This window comes from Streptomyces sp. NPDC019890 (genome assembly GCF_044903445.1).
Classification (GTDB): domain Bacteria; phylum Actinomycetota; class Actinomycetes; order Streptomycetales; family Streptomycetaceae; genus Streptomyces.
Window position 1 is genome coordinate 108,157 of the sequence record NZ_JBJDQK010000001.1, and the last position, 15,469, is coordinate 123,625.

Below are 15,469 nucleotides of genomic sequence, written 5' to 3' on the forward strand. Positions count from 1 at the left end.
CCCGCCGGCCGCCACCCCCCGGGGGGGTGCCGGGGCGTGGCGGGCTCCCCGGGGGGGGGGGGGGGCGGCCCCCCCCCCCCCCCCCCCCCGGGGGGGGGGGGGGCGGGGCCCCGCCACCCCGCGCCCACCATCCGCGTGCCCGGCCACCGGAGGCGCCTACCCGGCTCCCCCGCACAGACCGCCGCAGTTGAGGGAAGAGTGTCGTGCAGTTCCGCCAACAGGCCCTTTCCAAGCTGCAGTCGCCCGAGGAAATCGACCTTCCGGTGCGCTTCGCCCGGCCCCAGGGCTGGCTCGTGCTGACCCTCACGGTCGCCGTGATGATCGCCGCATCCGTCTGGGCGGTGACCGGCACCTTGAGCTCCACCCTCGGCGCGTCCGGAATCCTCACCCATGCCCAGGGCAGCTATGTCCTGCAGAGCCCGGTCTCCGGTCAGGTCACCCAAGTGCTCGCCGACGAGGGCAAGAGGCTTCCCGCCAACGCTCCCCTGCTGAAGGTCCGTACGGCGAAGGGCGACACCACCGTCCGCACACTCACCGCCGGCCGGCTGACGGCTCTGGTCGCCGACGTCGGTTCGGTGGTCACCACCGGCGCGGATGTGGCCGCCGTGGAACGGGTCGAGCAGGCCGACGACCCTCTGATGGCCGTCCTGTACGTGCCGGCCGACAGCGGATCGACCGTGCCCGTGGGCGCGGCGGTCGATCTCACGGTCCAGTCGGTGCCGACCCAGCAGTACGGCGTACTGCGCGGCCGTGTGAAGGCCGTCGGCCGGACCGCCCAGACCCGCCACCGGATCACCGCCTTCCTCGGCAGCAGCCAGCTGGGCGAACTGTTCTCGAAGGACGGCCAGCCCGTGGCGGTCCTGGTGCGGCTCGACCCCTCGTCGCGCACCAAGTCCGGCTATGCCTGGTCGTCTTCGGACGGCCCGCCGTACGCGGTCGACTCCATGACCCTCGCCACCGGCGCCATCCGGCTGGCCGAGCAGCATCCGATCGATTGGCTGCTTCCATGACCGCCCAGCAGCAACTCCCGCCGGCAGGCGGCCGTGGTCGCCATCGCCCGGAAGGTGCGCCGCCTCCCCGGCGGGGCACGCGCCGCGCGGCCCCCGCCCCCGGGGCGAAGAAGCAGAAGACCGTGCGCACCCCCACGGTTCTCCAGATGGAGGCGCTGGAGTGCGGCGCGGCGTCGCTGGCCATGGTGCTCGCGCACTACGGGCGGCATGTGCCGCTCGAAGAGCTGCGTATCGCCTGCGGTGTCTCCCGGGACGGCTCTCGGGCCAGCAATCTGCTGAAGGCAGCGCGCAGTTACGGCCTCCAGGCCAAGGGCATGCAGATGGAACCGGCCGCGCTCGCCGAGATGCGGGCGCCCGCGATCCTGTTCTGGGAGTTCAACCACTATGTCGTCTACGACGGCATGGGACGGCGGTTCGGCCGCCGTGGCGTGCACATCAACGACCCCGACAAGGGCCGCCGCTTTGTCGCGATGGAGGACTTCGACACCAGCTTCACCGGGGTCGCCCTGATCTTCGAGCCCGCCGACAGCTTCCGCCGGGGCGGCCGCAAGCCAGGTGTCATGGGAGCCGTGCCCGCCAGGATGCGCGGCACGACGGGCACACTGCTGGCCGCGCTGCTCGCCAGCCTGCTGCTCGTCGCCGTGGGAGCGGCCGTGCCCGCGCTGGGCCGTACGTACATCGACATGTTCCTGATCGGCAATCAGACCTCGCTGCTCGGGCCGCTGTTCGCCTCGATGGCGGCAATGGTCGCGCTCACCGCGGTGCTGACCGCACTGCAACAGGCGAACCTGCTGCGAGGGCGCATCATCTCCTCCACCCTCAGCAGCGCCCGGTTCCTGCGGCATCTGCTGAGGCTGCCGGTCACCTTCTTCGCCCAGCGCAGCCCGGCCGATCTGGTCCAGCGGCTCCAGTCCAACGACTCGGTGGCCGAGACGCCGGCGCGTGACCTCGCCGCCGCGGGCGTGGACGGCGTCGTCGTGATCCTCTATGCCGTGCTGCTGTGGACGTACGACCCCCAACTGACCGTCATCGGCATTGGGATCGCCCTGCTCAATGTGGTTGCGATGCGTATCGTGGTCCGGCTGCGGGCCACCCACACCCAGAAGCTGCGCGCGGACAGCGCCCGGCTGACCAACACCTCGTACACCGGTCTCCAGCTCATCGAGACCATGAAGGCCACCGGCGGGGAGAACGGTTATTTCCGCCGCTGGGCGGGCCAGCACGCCACCACACTGGAGGAGCAGCAGCGCCTCGGTGTGCCGAGCGCGGTACTGGCCGTCGTGGCGCCCACCCTCGCGACGCTCAACAGCGCGCTGATCCTCTGGATCGGCGGCCTGCGGGCGGTGGAGGGCCATATCTCGATCGGTCTGCTCGTCGCCTTCCAGGCGCTGGTGACGCGCTTCACCGCGCCCATCACCCGGCTCAACGGGGTGGCGGGCAGGATCCAGGACTTCGCGGCGGACGTGGCCCGGCTCAAGGACGTCGAGAGCTTCCCGGTCGACTCGCTGTACTCGCGCCGGGAGACCGACGCGAACACCCGCAGGCTCAAGGGCCATGTGTCGCTGGAGAACATCACCTTCGGCTACAGCCCGCTCGACAAGCCTCTCCTCAGCGACTTCTCGCTGACGGTCGGGCCCGGGCAGCAGGTCGCGCTCGTCGGTGGTTCCGGCAGCGGCAAGTCCACCGTCTCGCGGCTCATCTCCGGTCTCTACAGCCCGTGGGAGGGGACGATCCGTATCGACGGACAGCGACTCGACGACATCTCCCGCAGCGCGCTCGCAGCCTCGGTCTCCTTCGTCGACCAGGACGTCTTCCTCTTCGAGGGCACGGTCAGGGACAACGTGGCGCTGTGGGACCCCTCGATACCGGACGACGCCGTGGTCGCCGCCCTCAAAGACGCCGCCTTGTACGACGACGTGATCGCACGGCGGCCCGAAGGCATCCACAGCCGGGTAGAGCAGGACGGCCGCAACTTCTCCGGCGGACAGCGCCAGCGTCTGGAGATCGCGAGGGCGCTGGTGCGGCGGCCGAGCATCCTCGTCCTGGACGAGGTGACGAGCGCTCTCGACGCGGAGACCGAGCGGGTCATCATCGACAATCTGCGGCGGCGCGGCTGCGCCTGCGTGGTGATCGCGCACCGGCTGAGCACGGTGCGCGACAGCGACGAGATCGTCGTGCTCGACCACGGCTCGGTCGTCGAGCGCGGCCGGCACGAGAATCTGGTCGCCGCCGGGGGTCCGTACGCCGAGCTGGTCAAGGAGCACTGACGTGGCTTCCGTTCACCCGTCCGCGGTCGCGGGCCCGGGCGAGTCCGACGCGGTGACCCATGCCCTGGGCGGTCTCGGCGCACCCGTCGACTGCACCGGGCTGCGCAGCCTGTCCCTGGAGGGGCCGCAGGTGCTGTGGCTCGTCGTCGGCGGTGCCCTGGATCTCTTCGCGGTCGATGCCGCCCAGCAGGGGCACTGGCACTTCCTGGGCCGGCTGGAGGCGGGCACCCTGCTGCTCGGTCCGGTGGAGGGCCCGCGGCACACGCTGATCGGCCGGCCGTCACAGGACTGCCGGTTGCACCGGATTGCTCTGCGGGAGCTGTACCGGCCGGAGTACGGGACGTACGAGACCGGCCACGGGACGTACGAGAGCGTCTACGAGACGGGCTACCGGAGTGGGTACGAGGCACCGACCCCGCTGGAGTACGCCTTCGCTCTGGGCACCGGACGTGGCCTGGGCGTGCTGTTCCAGGCTCCCTTGGAGGGCCGCGCCTCCGACGGGGCCATGACCGACGACGACATCCTGTGGATGCCGGTCCCGCCGGGCAGCGTGCAGTACGGCGCCACGTACAGCGCCGATGCTGCGGGCGATCTGCTGGTCGACAGTGCGCTGTGGCGGCAGATGGTCAACCAGCAGTACCGGCTGCTCTCCGCCGTGGACCGCTGGATCGAGGGTCTTGAGCGGGCTCACGAAGACCGTACGGCCGCGGGCATCAAGGCGGGCGAAGCCGTCCGCGCCCGGGCGGAGGCGGCGCTGGTGGCTTCCATCGGAAAGCCGGAGCGGGCCGGCCGGGGCTCCGGCGCCCCGGACGGAGCCGACGACGACGCCACGTACGCCGTCTGCCGACGGGTCGCGGAGGCGGCGGGGATCACTCTCGGCGAGCGGTCGAAGGGCGGTGCGGTGAATGACCGGATCAGTCCGGTCGAACGCATCGCCGTCGCCTCACGTATCCGTACCCGCGCGGTGCGGCTCGACGGCCGCTGGTGGCGTACCAACACCGGTCCGCTGGTGGGCCACTGGGCCAAGTCCGGCGCCCCGGTCGCCCTGCTGTGGCATCGCGGACGGTACGAGGCGGTGAACCCGGCCTCCGGTCTGCGGATGCGCATCGGCGGCGCCACCGCGGAGGAACTCGAGCCGCGCGCGGTGATGTTCTACCGTCCGCTGCCCGAACGCCCCATGACCGCATGGCGGCTGCTGCGCTTCAGCCTGCGCGACACGCGCGCCGACGTACGTAATCTGACGCTCGCGGCACTGGTCACCGTCGGCCTCGGCGCGCTGGTGCCGATCGCCACCGGCCAGGTGCTCGGCGTCTATGTGCCGACGGCCGAGAAGAGCCTCATCGTCCAGGTCGCGCTGGCCGTCGTGATCGCGAGCATCGTCTCCGCCGCGTTCATGCTGCTGCAGAACCTCACCGTCCTGCGGATGGAAGGACGGATCGAGGCGTCGCTTCAACCGGCCGTGTGGGACCGGCTGCTACGGCTGCCGACCCGGTTCTTCACCGAGCGCTCCACGGGAGAGCTGGCCAGTGCGGCGATGGGTATCAGCGCGATCCGGCGGGTGCTCTCCGGTATCGGCCCGGTGGCCGTCCAGGCGAGCACGGTCGGTGCGATGAACCTCGTACTGCTGCTCTGCTACAGCGTGCCGCTGGCGCTGGCGGCGATCGGCATGCTGCTCGTCATCGGGGCCGTGTTCCTGGGCATGGGCCTGTGGCAGCTGCGCTGGCAGCGGCAGTTGGTCGAGCTGGGCAACAAGCTCAACAACCAGGCGTTCCAGACTCTGCGCGGGCTGCCCAAGCTGCGCGTCGCCGCGGCGGAGAGCTTCGCGTACGCGGCCTGGGCGCGGGAGTTCGCCCGCTCGCGCGAGCTCCAGCAACGGGCGGGCCGGATCAGAAATCTGACGACGGCCCTCGACGCGGTCTATCTGCCGCTCTGTTCGCTCACCATGTTCATGCTGCTCGCCGGTCCGGCCCGCGGCAGCATGTCGGCGGGCGAGTTCCTGACCTTCAACACCTCCGTGACCATGCTGCTGACGTCGGTCACCCAGGTCTCCGGGGCGCTCGTCTCGGCCGCCGCCGTGCTGCCCATGTTCGAGCAGATCAAGCCCGTCCTGGTCGAGGCCCCGGAGGTCCGCGGCGCCAGCGCGCAGCCCGGGGCGCTGTCCGGCGCGATCGAGGCCCGCAAGCTCTCCTTCCGCTACACCGACGACGGCCCGCTCGTCCTCGACGACGTCTCGCTCCAGGTGCGGCCGGGCGAGTTCGTGGCGATCGTCGGCCCGAGCGGCTGCGGTAAATCGACGCTGCTGCGGCTCCTCATCGGCTTCGACAAACCGGCTTCGGGCAGCGTCCTGTACGACGGCCAGGACCTGGCGGCCCTGGACCAGGCGGCGGTCCGCCGCCAGTGCGGCGTCGTCCTGCAGAACGCCCAGCCGCTCACCGGATCGATCCTGGACTGCATCTGCGGCGCCGAGGCCTTCTCCCAGGAAGAGGCCTGGGCGGCCGCGGAGATGGCGGGCCTCGTCGAGGACATCAAGCGCATGCCGATGGGCCTGCACACGATGATCTCCGGCGGCGGTGCGATCTCCGGCGGCCAGCGCCAGCGCCTGATGATTGCCCAGGCCCTGATCCGCCGCCCGCGCATCCTCTTCTTCGACGAGGCGACGAGCGCGCTGGACAACGAGACCCAGCGCATCGTGATCGAGTCCACCCGAGCGCTGAGCGCGAGCCGGGTGGTGATCGCCCACCGCCTGTCCACGGTGCTGGACGCCGATCGCGTGATCGTGATGTCGGACGGCCGGGTGGTGGAACAGGGCCGGCCGTCCGATCTGCTCGCCCGTGCGGGCGGGCACCTTCACGAACTGGTGCGGCGCCAGATGACGTGATTCAACCTGTTGAGTGTGAGGTGGCCGCGGGCGGTGGTCTCAGCTCGTTTGGAGGCGAACCAGGCTGAGACCACCACCCGCAGCCGCCTCACCCCCAAGATGGCTCGGCAGACGTGTACCGACCCTGGGACCGGCCGGGGCTATGCGGCCACCGTCTGGTCGGCGAGCAGCAGGTCGGCCAACTGCTCCTGGGTACGGGCGTATGCCGGGTGGTTGGTGATCGTCGCGCGGTCCCGAGGACGCGGGATCGGCACCGGGATGATCGTGCGCACTGACGGGTGCGGCGCGTTGGACATGACCACGATCCGGTCGGCGAGCAGAATGGCCTCATCGAGCCCGTGCGTGACCATGAGCACCTTCTCGGTCTCCGACTCGTTGCCCCACAGCTCGACGAGTTGTTGTTGCAATCGCGAGCGGGTGAGCGCGTCCAGTGCACCGAACGGCTCGTCCAGCAGGAGCGTACGGGGCCCCACGGCGAAGGCCCTGGCGACCGCGGCGCGCTGAGCCATGCCGCCCGACACCTGGCCCGGGCGCTTGTCGCGGTGCTCCCACAGCCCGACGGCGGTCAGATACCGCTCGACCATGTCGTCGGCCTTTGTCCGGGACCAGTCCGGCCGTGCCGCGCGGACGGCCTCGCGCACATTGGCGAGAAGGCTCAGCCTGGGCAGCAGTGAGTAGTTCTGGAAGACCATCGCCCGTTCCGGACCCGGCCCCGTGACGGCCTGACCGTCCACGACGATCTCACCCGCATCCGGGCGATCGAGCCCGCCGACCAGATTGAGCAGCGTCGACTTGCCGCAGCCCGAGTGGCCGATGAAGGAGACGAATTCCCCTTCCTCGACTGTCAGGTCGACCCCTCGTAGAACATGCTGAGCGGCTGATCCCCTTCGGCGGAACGACTTGTGTACCCCGCGGATCTCGACGGTCACGACTGAACCTCCTCGATGGCCACCTTGCGCGAGAGCCGTACGAGGATCGCGTCAAGGATCAGACCGACAAGACCGATGAGGACGATCGCGGCGACGACCGAGCTGAGGTTGCCGGCGTTGTACGAGTCCCACACGAAGAACCCGATCCCGGAATTTCCGGAGAGCATCTCGACGGCCACGATGACCATCCAGGCGATGCCCATCGACAGCCGCAGACCGGTGATGATCGACGGCAGGGCGTTCGGCACAAGCACATGCCTCAGGTAGGCGATGCGACCGAAGCGGAAGACCCGCGCGACGTTGCGGTGATCGTGAGGGATCTCCGCCGCGCCGGCCGCGGTGTTGATGAGCGTGGGCCAGAGCGCGGTAATGAAGATCACGAATATCGAGGCCTGGGAGGCGTCCTTGAACACGGCCAGCCAGATCGGAAACCAGGCCAGCGGCGACACGGGACGCAGCACTTGCACCACCGGGTTGAATGCCAGCCAGGCCCGGCGGCTCGCACCGAGGAGCAGCCCTGCCAGCACCCCGACCACGGCGGCCAGAGCGAAGCCGGTGAACACCCGCTGCAGCGAGGTGGCCAGCTGAAGACCTACCCCCTTGTCGTTCGGGCCGTTGTCGTAGAACGGATCCCCCAGCAGGTCGACCAGCGTCCGTGCCCCGTCGAGCGGGGCCGGGATGTCGGTGGACCGGGATGCGGCCAGCTGCCACAGCAGCACCACGATTGCGGTACCGAGCGCGGCCCATCCAATGCCGCGGCCCAGCTCGGCAAGCCGACTCACCCAACCGCCGCTGATGGGCGACCCGGAGGCGGCGGGAGGGCCGGGCGGCCCCGGCTGGGCATCCGCCTCAGCCGGTTCTGCCTCGTCCGTATGCGTCAGCGAACTCGTCATACCCGCTTCGCCTCCTCCTGCGGCTTCTTGGGGTCGAACGTCGTGCCGTCGAGCTTCACGTGGAACGGGCTCATGTCGTCTGCCGGGACGTCGATGCCCTCCTTGCCGGCGACCTCCTCGTAGAGGTCGCGCAGGATGATCTCGTCAGCGATCTTGGTGTACTGCGGCGCTTCCTTGAGGAGCCCGAAGCGCTGGTACTGGCTCATGAACCAGATCGCGTGCCCGCGCCGCGGCGCGGAGGTCTGTCCGTCGCGGAAGAACATCATCTGGTCGCCGGTGAACTTCTTCTTACCCAGGTCGGCCCCCAGCTCGTAGGTGCCGAGCAGTCGGCCCTCGATCTCCTTGGCGGGTGCCTTCACGTACTGCGGGCCGCCGATCGTCGTCGCCGCCTTGGCCCGGTTGTCCAGGTCGTCGAGCCACTTGCACGCCTTGAGGACGGCCCCCATCACATCGGCCAGGACGTCCTTCTTCTCCGCGGCGAACTTGGCGCCCGCGACCAGGGCCTTCTCCGGGTGGTGCTGCCAGATGTCCTGGGTCGCGATGTGGGTGAAGCCGATGTCCTGCTTGACGGCGACGGCGTTCCAGGGCTCGCCGACGCAGTAGCCGTCCATGTTGCCGACCTTCATGTTGGCGACCATCTGCGGCGGCGGGATCGGAACGATCTTGACCTTCGACTGATCGGCCTTGGTCGCCTTGAGCCAGTAGCGCAGCCAGGTGTCGTGCGTGCCACCGGGGAAGGTCATGGCCAGGGTCGGGGACTTCTTCTCAAGGAGTGCCTTGGCGGCCTTCAAGTCCGCGTAGCCGGCGTCGGCGAAGTCCTTCTTGAGGGTGATGGCCTGGCCGTTGTTGCTCAGCACCATGGCGATCTTGAGGTCGGTGGAACCCTTGCCCGCGATCTTCGTCGCAACGGACAGAGGGAGGCTGAAGAGGGCATGTGCGGCATCGATCTGCCCATTGAGCAGGTTGTCCCGGGTGGCGGCCCAAGAGGCCTGCTTGATCAATTGAACGTTGAGGCCACGCTCGGCGAAGTACCCGAGTTCCTCTGCCATCACCAGGGGCGCGCAGTCGGTCAACGCGATGAATCCAAGTCGCACGGTACGGCCGGGCTTGGCTGATGAGGACTTCTTGTCGGCCGATCCACACGCGGTGAGGGCGCTGCCGAGCGAGGCGGTAAGGGCGGCTGTTCCAGAGAGGCGGAGGAAGCCTCTTCGCCCGAGGTTGTTTTCCATGGCCAGAAGGTATGAGTGCCCGGCGACGGCGGAATTGCGCGTATGTCAAGGATGTAAATCACACATCTCGCAGCCCCGTGGGCACGCAGTGTGAGGCGGACGAAACGAGCCGCGCCTTTACTGGGCGGGCTCCGGCGCCGGGAGGAGGCGGGGGCCCGCACCCCCGCACCGGGCGGCCTGCCGACGCCCCGCGCGAGCATCAGCAGGTGCCGATCACCCCGGCACACCCTCGCAGCCCGCCAGGAAATGGCCTACGCGCCGAGCCGGTCGGGCCGCCACTTCGAGGCATGTCAGATGTGCACCACAGTGCGCTCGACGCGCGGGAGCGCGCCATGGGCCGGCCCGCCCCGATCACCCGGACGCCTTGCGCTGCCGTCACAGCCTCGCCTGCAACCTGTTCAGGCTCGGGCGCCCGGAAGACCCGTACCGCATGGCGCGCGACACAGCGGTCTCCTGCGCGGCCCGGCCGCCGCCGGTCGCGGCGCAGCATCGGCATCCTCACACCACCTGCCACCCCGCCACCCCGCCACCTTGCCAACCACGGCCGGCGGCTGACCACACGGCCTCGAAGCTAGTCGGCCACGCTGTCCAAATGCGGCAGGTAGTGATCGAGGCGTTCCCGCTTGGTCCACAAATAGGACATGTTCTCTTCGCGCGGCGGTATCAACAGGGGAACCTGCTCAGTGATTTTGATGCCGTGCCGCAGCAGCGCTTCGCGCTTGAGCGGGTTGTTCGACAGCAGCCGCACGGACTCGACACCGAGCTCGTGCAGGATCTCCGCCGCCACCCGGTAGTCACGGGCGTCGGCCGGGAACCCCAGAGCGAGATTCGCCTCGACCGTGTCCAGCCCCTCCGCCTGGAGCTTCATCGCCCGGAGTTTGCCCAACAGGCCGATCCCGCGCCCCTCGTGACCCTGGAGGTAGACGAGAATGCCTCGCCCTTCCGTCACGATGGCGTGCAGTGCGGCGGACAGCTGATCGCCGCATTCACAGTGCTTGGACCCGAAGACATCTCCGGTCAGGCACTCCGAATGCACGCGGACAAGTGCCCCCTCTTTCTCGGCATCGCCGTATACCAGCACCATTTGTTCGTCCCCGCTTTCGCGGTCCAGGTAGCCGATGGCGAGAAAATCGCCGTGCGAGGTGGACAGCCGTACATCCACCACTCGTTCGACACCTGACGGACGAACACTGTCGCCGAACACGCCATCACTTACTGTCATGACCCCGATCCTATCTGGCAAGCTCCGTGCCTCGTAGGCCAAAATAGCGAAGGAGCATCAACTGCCTGCCCGTTTCATCACATTCGACCATGGGCGCGCGGAGCGAACAACGAAAGGCCCTAAAACAATGAGTGGTTCACAAACGCCCCCGGCATCGGGCCTGTTGCCCAGGGACTCCACGGAGGACGTGCGGACCCGGCAGGCCGATGTCGCCGTCCTCCCGATCGGCAGCTTCGAGCAGCACGGAGCGTTCCTTCCCCTGGTGACCGACACGGTCGTCGCCTGCACCGTCGCCCGGGAGATCGCCGCAGCCCATCCGGTTCACCACCTTCCTCCTCTCACGATCTCCTGCTCGCACGAGCACGCGGACTGGCCGGGGACGGTCAGCATTTCCGCCGCGACCCTCCACGCCGTCGTACGGGACATCGCCGACTCGCTCCGCCGGTCCGATGTCGGTTCCCTGATTCTTGTCAATGGACACGGCGGAAATTACGTACTGCGCAATGTCGTTCAGGAATCCGCGGGCAGCGGGATGCGCATGGCGCTTTTCCCGGGCTCGGCGGACTGGGATGCGGCACGGGTCGCGGCAGGTGTACAGACCCCGTCGCACAGCGATATGCATGCCGGCGAAGTGGAAACGTCCATCCTGCTGCACTCCCATCCCGAACTCGTCCGCCCTGGTTATGAAACCTCCGATTTCCTGGCCGACGATCGTAAGCATCTGCTCACTCTCGGTATGACGGCCTACACCGAGTCCGGTGTCATCGGCCGTCCGTCAATGGCATCCGCCGATAAGGGAAAGAAACTGCTGGCCTCGCTTGTCGAATCCTTCGGTGAGTACGTCTCACTGCTCACCCGGCAGGAGACCCGATGACCAACCGCAGCGACGTACTGGAAGCGGCCGAGGCCTGGGAGCGGCTGCGCGGCATCCGGTCCGAGGCGGACGCCGAGGCCGCCGGACTTGGCCGGAGCGCGGACGGCGACTGGCGCTGGAGCCGGGACGCCGCGCCCGAGGCGGAGTTGCTGGCCGACCGCTATCTGCCGCTCTGCCTGGCCGGTCCGCACTTCACCTTTGCCCAACTCGGGCAGAGCCTGGACGGTTTCATAGCGACGCGTACCGGCGACGCCGACTACGTCACGGGCGAGGAGGACCGTCTTCATCTGCACCGCCTTCGTGCGCTCGCGGACGCGGTGGTGGTCGGTGCGGGCACAGCGGTCGCGGACGACCCGCAACTGACCGTGCGTGCCTGCCCCGGTGACAACCCCGTGCGCGTCGTCGTCGATCCGCACGGCCGCGTACCGCTGGGGCGCCGGGTGTTCACCGACGAAGCCGCGCCGACGCTGTGGGTGGTGGGCGAGGGCACCGACCGCAGCAGGTCGGTCCCGGGCCGCGGCGGCGTTGATGTGCTGACGCTCCCGGACAGCGATGCGTTCGCCCCGGGCCGCCTGGTGCAGGCGCTCGCGCGGCGCGGCTTGGGCCGGGTACTGATCGAGGGCGGCGGCGTCACCGTGTCACGCTTCCTGCACGAGCAGGCGCTGCACCGGCTCTACGTCACCGTGGCGCCGGTCCTGCTCGGCGACGGCATCCCGGGGCTCCGCTTCGCCGGCACGCCGGTGATGCGGGACGCGCTCCGTCCACCGGTGCGACGTGCCGCCCTCGGCGAGGACACGCTCTTCGAGCTGGAGTTGCGGGCGCCGTGAGCGGGCGAGCCACTGGCCGGCGAGCACCCCGGCACCGGGCAGGCTCGCGGCGAAGGTGAGCACTCCATAGACGACGGCGACCGTCAGGCCCTGGGCGGCGCCCAGGCCGGCGGCGCCGAAGGCCCACGCGGTGACGCCTTCCCTGGGGCCCCAGCCGCCGATGTTCAGCGGCAGCGCCATGGCGAGCAGGGCCAGCACCATCAGGGGCACCAACTCGGCGAACGGCGCGGTTGACCCAGCGGCCCGGGCGGCGAGCAGGAACGTACCGAGGTGACCCGCCAGCACCACGACGGACGAGATCACGACGCCCGGCCAGCTGCTGCGGGCGAACAGTCCGAGGCGTGCCTCGGCCAGCGTGGCGCGGACCGCCCGCTGCCATCGCGATGTGCCCGGCCTGCCTCTGAGCCGGAGGGCGACCGCGATGACCAGCGCGGACACCACGGCGAGCGCGAGGGCGGTCCCCGGTGCCGTGGCCAGGTGGCGGGGCTGCGTCAGGGCCGGGGACGGCTGCGCGAGCAGGACCGTCACACCGACGGCCATCAGGACCAGTTGGCCCGCGGTCCGTTCGAGTACGACCGCGCGAACGCCCCGTCCGACGTCACCGGTGTGCTGCCCGTGTCGTACCGCGCGATGCACATCGCCGAGTACGCCACCGGGCAGCGCCGCGTTCAGGAACAGCGCGCGGTAATAGTCGGCGACGGCCCGGCCCAGCGGCAGCCGGATGCCCAGGCCGCGGGCGACGATGCACCAGCGCCAGGCGCTGAACACGGTTGTGAGCAGGCCGAGTCCGAGAGCGGCGAGCAGGGTGGGTCCGTCGATCCTGCGCAGCCCGTCCAGGAACGCGCCGGTGCCAAGACGCCAGACCAGCACGGCGAGGATGCCCGCTCCGGCGAGCGTGCCGACACGGGCCCGGAGCGCCTGCCCGCTCATGAGGCCCCGCCAATCGGCCGGGGCAGCGCCAGCAGATCGCTGTGGTGCACCACCACCCGCAACTCCCCCGCCGCGCATGCCGCCAGGCGGCGCAGCAGATACGTGTCGGCGCGCGACGCGAGGGCCGGGCGCTGCTCGCAGGCCGCGCCGACCCAGCCGCGCAGCCACTCCGCGATCAGCGCCGGATCGTCGGCGCCGAGCCGCCAGGGGCTCGCGTGGGTCCGCACCGTCGCCCCCTGCCGTGCGAAGGCTTCGGAGGCCACCGTGACGGCGTCGGGTCCGAGCAGGCCATTGCGGCGCTGGTGGGCGTTGAACGCGGCGGCGATCTCGGCATCCAGCGGTTCGGCAGGCGTCAGCTTGACCCGTCCCACCACCGAGATCGTGAGCAGCGCGGGGCATCCGGCCCCCGCGCACGCCTTGGCGAGCCCGTCCACCTCGTCGCGGGTGAGCACGTCCAGCAGGGCGGAGGCCGTCAACAGCGAGGCGCCGGCCAGGTCCCCCGCGGTCAGGCCGGCGATCTCACCGCGTTCGGTGGCGACCGTCACAGGCTTGCCGTCGGCCGCCGCATGCGGCGTCCGCACGGCGGCCAGGTCGAGCAGAGCGGGGTCGCGGTCGTGCAGGATCCAGTGCTGGGAGCCGTTCAGCCGGGGTGCGAGCCAGCGCCCCATGGAGCCGGTCCCGCAGCCGAGATCGCGGATCACCTGCCCGGCGTCGTCCCGGTCCCGGCCCGACAGCCAGTGCTGGAGCGGTTCGAGGAGTCCGGTGGCGCGGGCGCCGGCGTCGGCGCCCTCCCGCAGCTCCAGCCACTCAGGGGCATAACCAGGCGCGTCGGTCGTACTCACGCGGCCCTCCGGGGTTCGATTCGAATGCGTTCCAGCGCACCGGCGAGATTCCGGGCCGTCGTCTCCCACCCGTCCAGCGCGGTGCGTCGCGCTGCTGCGGCCGCCTTCAGGCGACTGCGCAGGCCCGGGTCTCCGAACCAGCTGCGCAGCGCCGCCGGGAGTGCCGCCGGGTCTGCCGACGGTACGAGCAGGCCCGGCACGCTGCCGTCCGGCGCCTGCCCGACCGCCTCCGGGAGACCGCCGACGGCCGTCGCCAGCACCGGAATGCCGCGCGCGAGCGCCTCGGTCACGGCCATGCCGTATGTCTCGGCGTACGAGGTGAGGACCAAGAGGTCGGCGGCGGCGTAGCTCGCGTCCAGCTCCGCACCGCTCTGCGGTCCGACGAGCCGGACCCGGTCGGTGAGGCCGGACTTCTCGATCAGCTGTCTGAGCCCGGAGACATAGCCGGGATCCTGGTCGAGGCCGCCGGCGCATACGCAGACCCAGGGCAGGTCCGCGACGGCCGCAAGTGCCTTCACCAGCCGGTACTGTCCCTTGCGCGGGGTCACCGATGCGACGCACAGCAGCCGCGAGACACCGTCGGTGCCGGGGGCCTCGGGTTCGATGTCGGCGCCGGGTGCGGCGACATGGACCTGTCCGGGGGCGAGCCCGTGGTGGGCGACGAGCCTGCGGGCCGCCCACACGCTGGTCGCCACGACCACCGGCACGGCGCGCAGGGTTTCGCGCTCGAGGGCGTCCAGGTCCGCTGCCCGTGCGGGGGCCAGTCCTGTCTCGTCGCCCAGCGGCAGATGCACCAGCACCGCCAGACGCAGCCGTTCGGCCTCGGGGACGACGATGTCGGGTACGGCGCAGGCGACGAGTCCGTCGAGGAGCACGACGGCGCCGTCCTCCGCCCGGGCCAGGATGCGGGCCAGTTCGGCGCGATCGGCCGCTCCGGGCTGTGGCCAGCTCCCCGCGACGGCATGCTCGTGTACCTGCCAGCCGATTGAGGGCAGGTCCTGGCACACCCGGCGGTCGTAGACATTGCCGCCACTGGGGGCGGCCGGGTCGTCGACGCCACCGGGCAGCACGATGTGCACCGAGCGCCCGCTCGCCCTGGTGGCGTCGGCCCGGTTCACAGCGTGCGCTCGTAACTTGCCCAGGCGATGTGCGATTCGTGCAGGCTGACCGTGATCCCGGCCAGGCCGCGGGCGCCTTCGCCCAGTGCCCCTGCGTGCACCCGGTCGGCGAGCCGGTCGGCGATCACCTTGGCCAGAAATTCGGTGGAGGTGTTGATGCCGGCGAAGTCGGGCTCGTCGTCGAGATTGCGGTAGTTCAGCTCGCCGACCACAGCGCCGAGTTCCCGGGTGGCCAGACCGATGTCGACGACGATGTTGTCGGCGTCCAGCTCGGGGCGGCGGAAGGTGGCGTCCACAAGGAACGTCGCTCCGTGCATGCGCTGCGCGGGCCCGAAGACCTCCCCGCGGAAGCTGTGAGCGATCATGATGTGATCACGGACGGTGATACTGAACAACGGGTGAACCTCCAGGTGCGGCAGCACATCTGACCTGTAGTACGGCCGACCCGTT

12 protein-coding genes and 1 pseudogene are annotated in these 15,469 nt (G+C 70.1%); 5 read left to right on the top strand and 8 right to left on the bottom strand.

Annotation, left to right across the window (positions count from 1 at the left end; genetic code table 11):
- The first annotated feature begins 203 nt into the window (after positions 1-203).
- From ACI2LP_RS00500 to ACI2LP_RS00510, 3 genes are read left to right on the top strand one after another with little or no spacing between them, the layout of a single operon-like run.
- Complete coding sequence (locus ACI2LP_RS00500; protein ID WP_404722321.1) at positions 204-1,010, top strand: hypothetical protein; 807 nt, start codon at positions 204-206, stop codon at positions 1,008-1,010.
- A complete protein-coding gene (locus ACI2LP_RS00505) occupies positions 1,007-3,277 on the top strand; it encodes an NHLP family bacteriocin export ABC transporter peptidase/permease/ATPase subunit (protein ID WP_404722322.1) in 2,271 nt (756 codons plus the stop codon). Before ACI2LP_RS00500 ends, ACI2LP_RS00505 begins: the two co-directional genes overlap by 4 nt.
- A 1-nt stretch (position 3,278) precedes the next feature.
- Entirely contained in the window at positions 3,279-6,155 is a 2,877-nt protein-coding gene (locus ACI2LP_RS00510) for an NHLP bacteriocin export ABC transporter permease/ATPase subunit (protein WP_404722323.1), read from the top strand.
- 140 nt (positions 6,156-6,295) lie between these two features.
- On the opposite strand, the gene ACI2LP_RS00515 is transcribed toward ACI2LP_RS00510, so the two are convergent.
- The 4 genes from ACI2LP_RS00515 to ribA all read right to left on the bottom strand — a co-directional run bounded on the left by ACI2LP_RS00515 (position 6,296) and on the right by ribA (position 10,428).
- Positions 6,296-7,084 carry an ABC transporter ATP-binding protein gene (locus ACI2LP_RS00515; protein ID WP_404722324.1) on the bottom strand — a complete coding sequence of 263 codons (789 nt, stop codon included), beginning with the start codon at positions 7,082-7,084 and terminating at the stop codon, positions 6,296-6,298.
- Positions 7,081-7,977 carry a nitrate ABC transporter permease gene (gene ntrB / locus ACI2LP_RS00520; protein WP_404722325.1) on the bottom strand — a complete coding sequence of 299 codons (897 nt, stop codon included), beginning with the start codon at positions 7,975-7,977 and terminating at the stop codon, positions 7,081-7,083. Before ntrB ends, ACI2LP_RS00515 begins: the two co-directional genes overlap by 4 nt.
- The gene (locus ACI2LP_RS00525; RefSeq protein WP_404722326.1) at positions 7,974-9,206 is read right to left on the bottom strand and encodes an ABC transporter substrate-binding protein; all 1,233 of its coding nucleotides are present in this window, start codon (positions 9,204-9,206) and stop codon (positions 7,974-7,976) included. Before ACI2LP_RS00525 ends, ntrB begins: the two co-directional genes overlap by 4 nt.
- A gap of 571 nt (positions 9,207-9,777) precedes the next feature.
- The gene (gene ribA / locus ACI2LP_RS00530; protein WP_404722327.1) at positions 9,778-10,428 is read right to left on the bottom strand and encodes a GTP cyclohydrolase II; all 651 of its coding nucleotides are present in this window, start codon (positions 10,426-10,428) and stop codon (positions 9,778-9,780) included.
- Between the two features lie 127 nt (positions 10,429-10,555).
- Between ribA and ACI2LP_RS00535 the strand changes: the two genes are divergently transcribed.
- Both ACI2LP_RS00535 and ACI2LP_RS00540 read left to right on the top strand, forming a co-directional pair.
- Positions 10,556-11,302: a creatininase family protein gene (locus ACI2LP_RS00535; RefSeq protein WP_404722328.1), complete on the top strand. Its 747-nt coding sequence runs from the start codon at positions 10,556-10,558 to the stop codon at positions 11,300-11,302.
- Positions 11,299-11,949: pseudogene (locus ACI2LP_RS00540) on the top strand (RibD family protein); the annotation flags it as partial. The gene ACI2LP_RS00535 and the pseudogene ACI2LP_RS00540, both read left to right, overlap by 4 nt.
- Here the strand turns inward: ACI2LP_RS00540 and ACI2LP_RS00545 are convergent.
- The 4 genes from ACI2LP_RS00545 to ACI2LP_RS00560 are packed head-to-tail and all read right to left on the bottom strand — an operon-like array spanning position 11,941 to position 15,414.
- Positions 11,941-13,059, bottom strand: coding sequence for a lysylphosphatidylglycerol synthase transmembrane domain-containing protein (locus ACI2LP_RS00545; protein WP_404722329.1), 1,119 nt, complete (start codon positions 13,057-13,059; stop codon positions 11,941-11,943). The pseudogene ACI2LP_RS00540 and the gene ACI2LP_RS00545 overlap by 9 nt on opposite strands.
- Entirely contained in the window at positions 13,056-13,901 is an 846-nt protein-coding gene (locus ACI2LP_RS00550) for an SAM-dependent methyltransferase (protein ID WP_404722330.1), read from the bottom strand. Before ACI2LP_RS00550 ends, ACI2LP_RS00545 begins: the two co-directional genes overlap by 4 nt.
- Complete coding sequence (locus tag ACI2LP_RS00555) at positions 13,898-15,019, bottom strand: glycosyltransferase family 4 protein (RefSeq protein WP_404722331.1); 1,122 nt, start codon at positions 15,017-15,019, stop codon at positions 13,898-13,900. The genes ACI2LP_RS00550 and ACI2LP_RS00555 overlap by 4 nt, the downstream gene beginning before the upstream one ends.
- A complete protein-coding gene (locus tag ACI2LP_RS00560; protein ID WP_404722332.1) occupies positions 15,016-15,414 on the bottom strand; it encodes a 6-pyruvoyl trahydropterin synthase family protein in 399 nt (132 codons plus the stop codon). Before ACI2LP_RS00560 ends, ACI2LP_RS00555 begins: the two co-directional genes overlap by 4 nt.
- Positions 15,415-15,469 lie beyond the last annotated feature (55 nt).

Excerpts from the sequence above, each read along its gene's own strand:
- ACI2LP_RS00505 (WP_404722322.1), top strand. The coding sequence starts at position 1,007 with ATGACCGCCCAGCAGCAACTCCCGCCGGCAGGCGGCCGTGGTCGCCAT.
- ntrB (WP_404722325.1), bottom strand. The coding sequence starts at position 7,977 with ATGACGAGTTCGCTGACGCATACGGACGAGGCAGAACCGGCTGAGGCG.
- ACI2LP_RS00525 (WP_404722326.1), bottom strand. The coding sequence starts at position 9,206 with ATGGAAAACAACCTCGGGCGAAGAGGCTTCCTCCGCCTCTCTGGAACA.
- ribA (WP_404722327.1), bottom strand. The coding sequence starts at position 10,428 with ATGACAGTAAGTGATGGCGTGTTCGGCGACAGTGTTCGTCCGTCAGGT.
- ACI2LP_RS00535 (WP_404722328.1), top strand. The coding sequence starts at position 10,556 with ATGAGTGGTTCACAAACGCCCCCGGCATCGGGCCTGTTGCCCAGGGAC.
- ACI2LP_RS00545 (WP_404722329.1), bottom strand. The coding sequence starts at position 13,059 with ATGAGCGGGCAGGCGCTCCGGGCCCGTGTCGGCACGCTCGCCGGAGCG.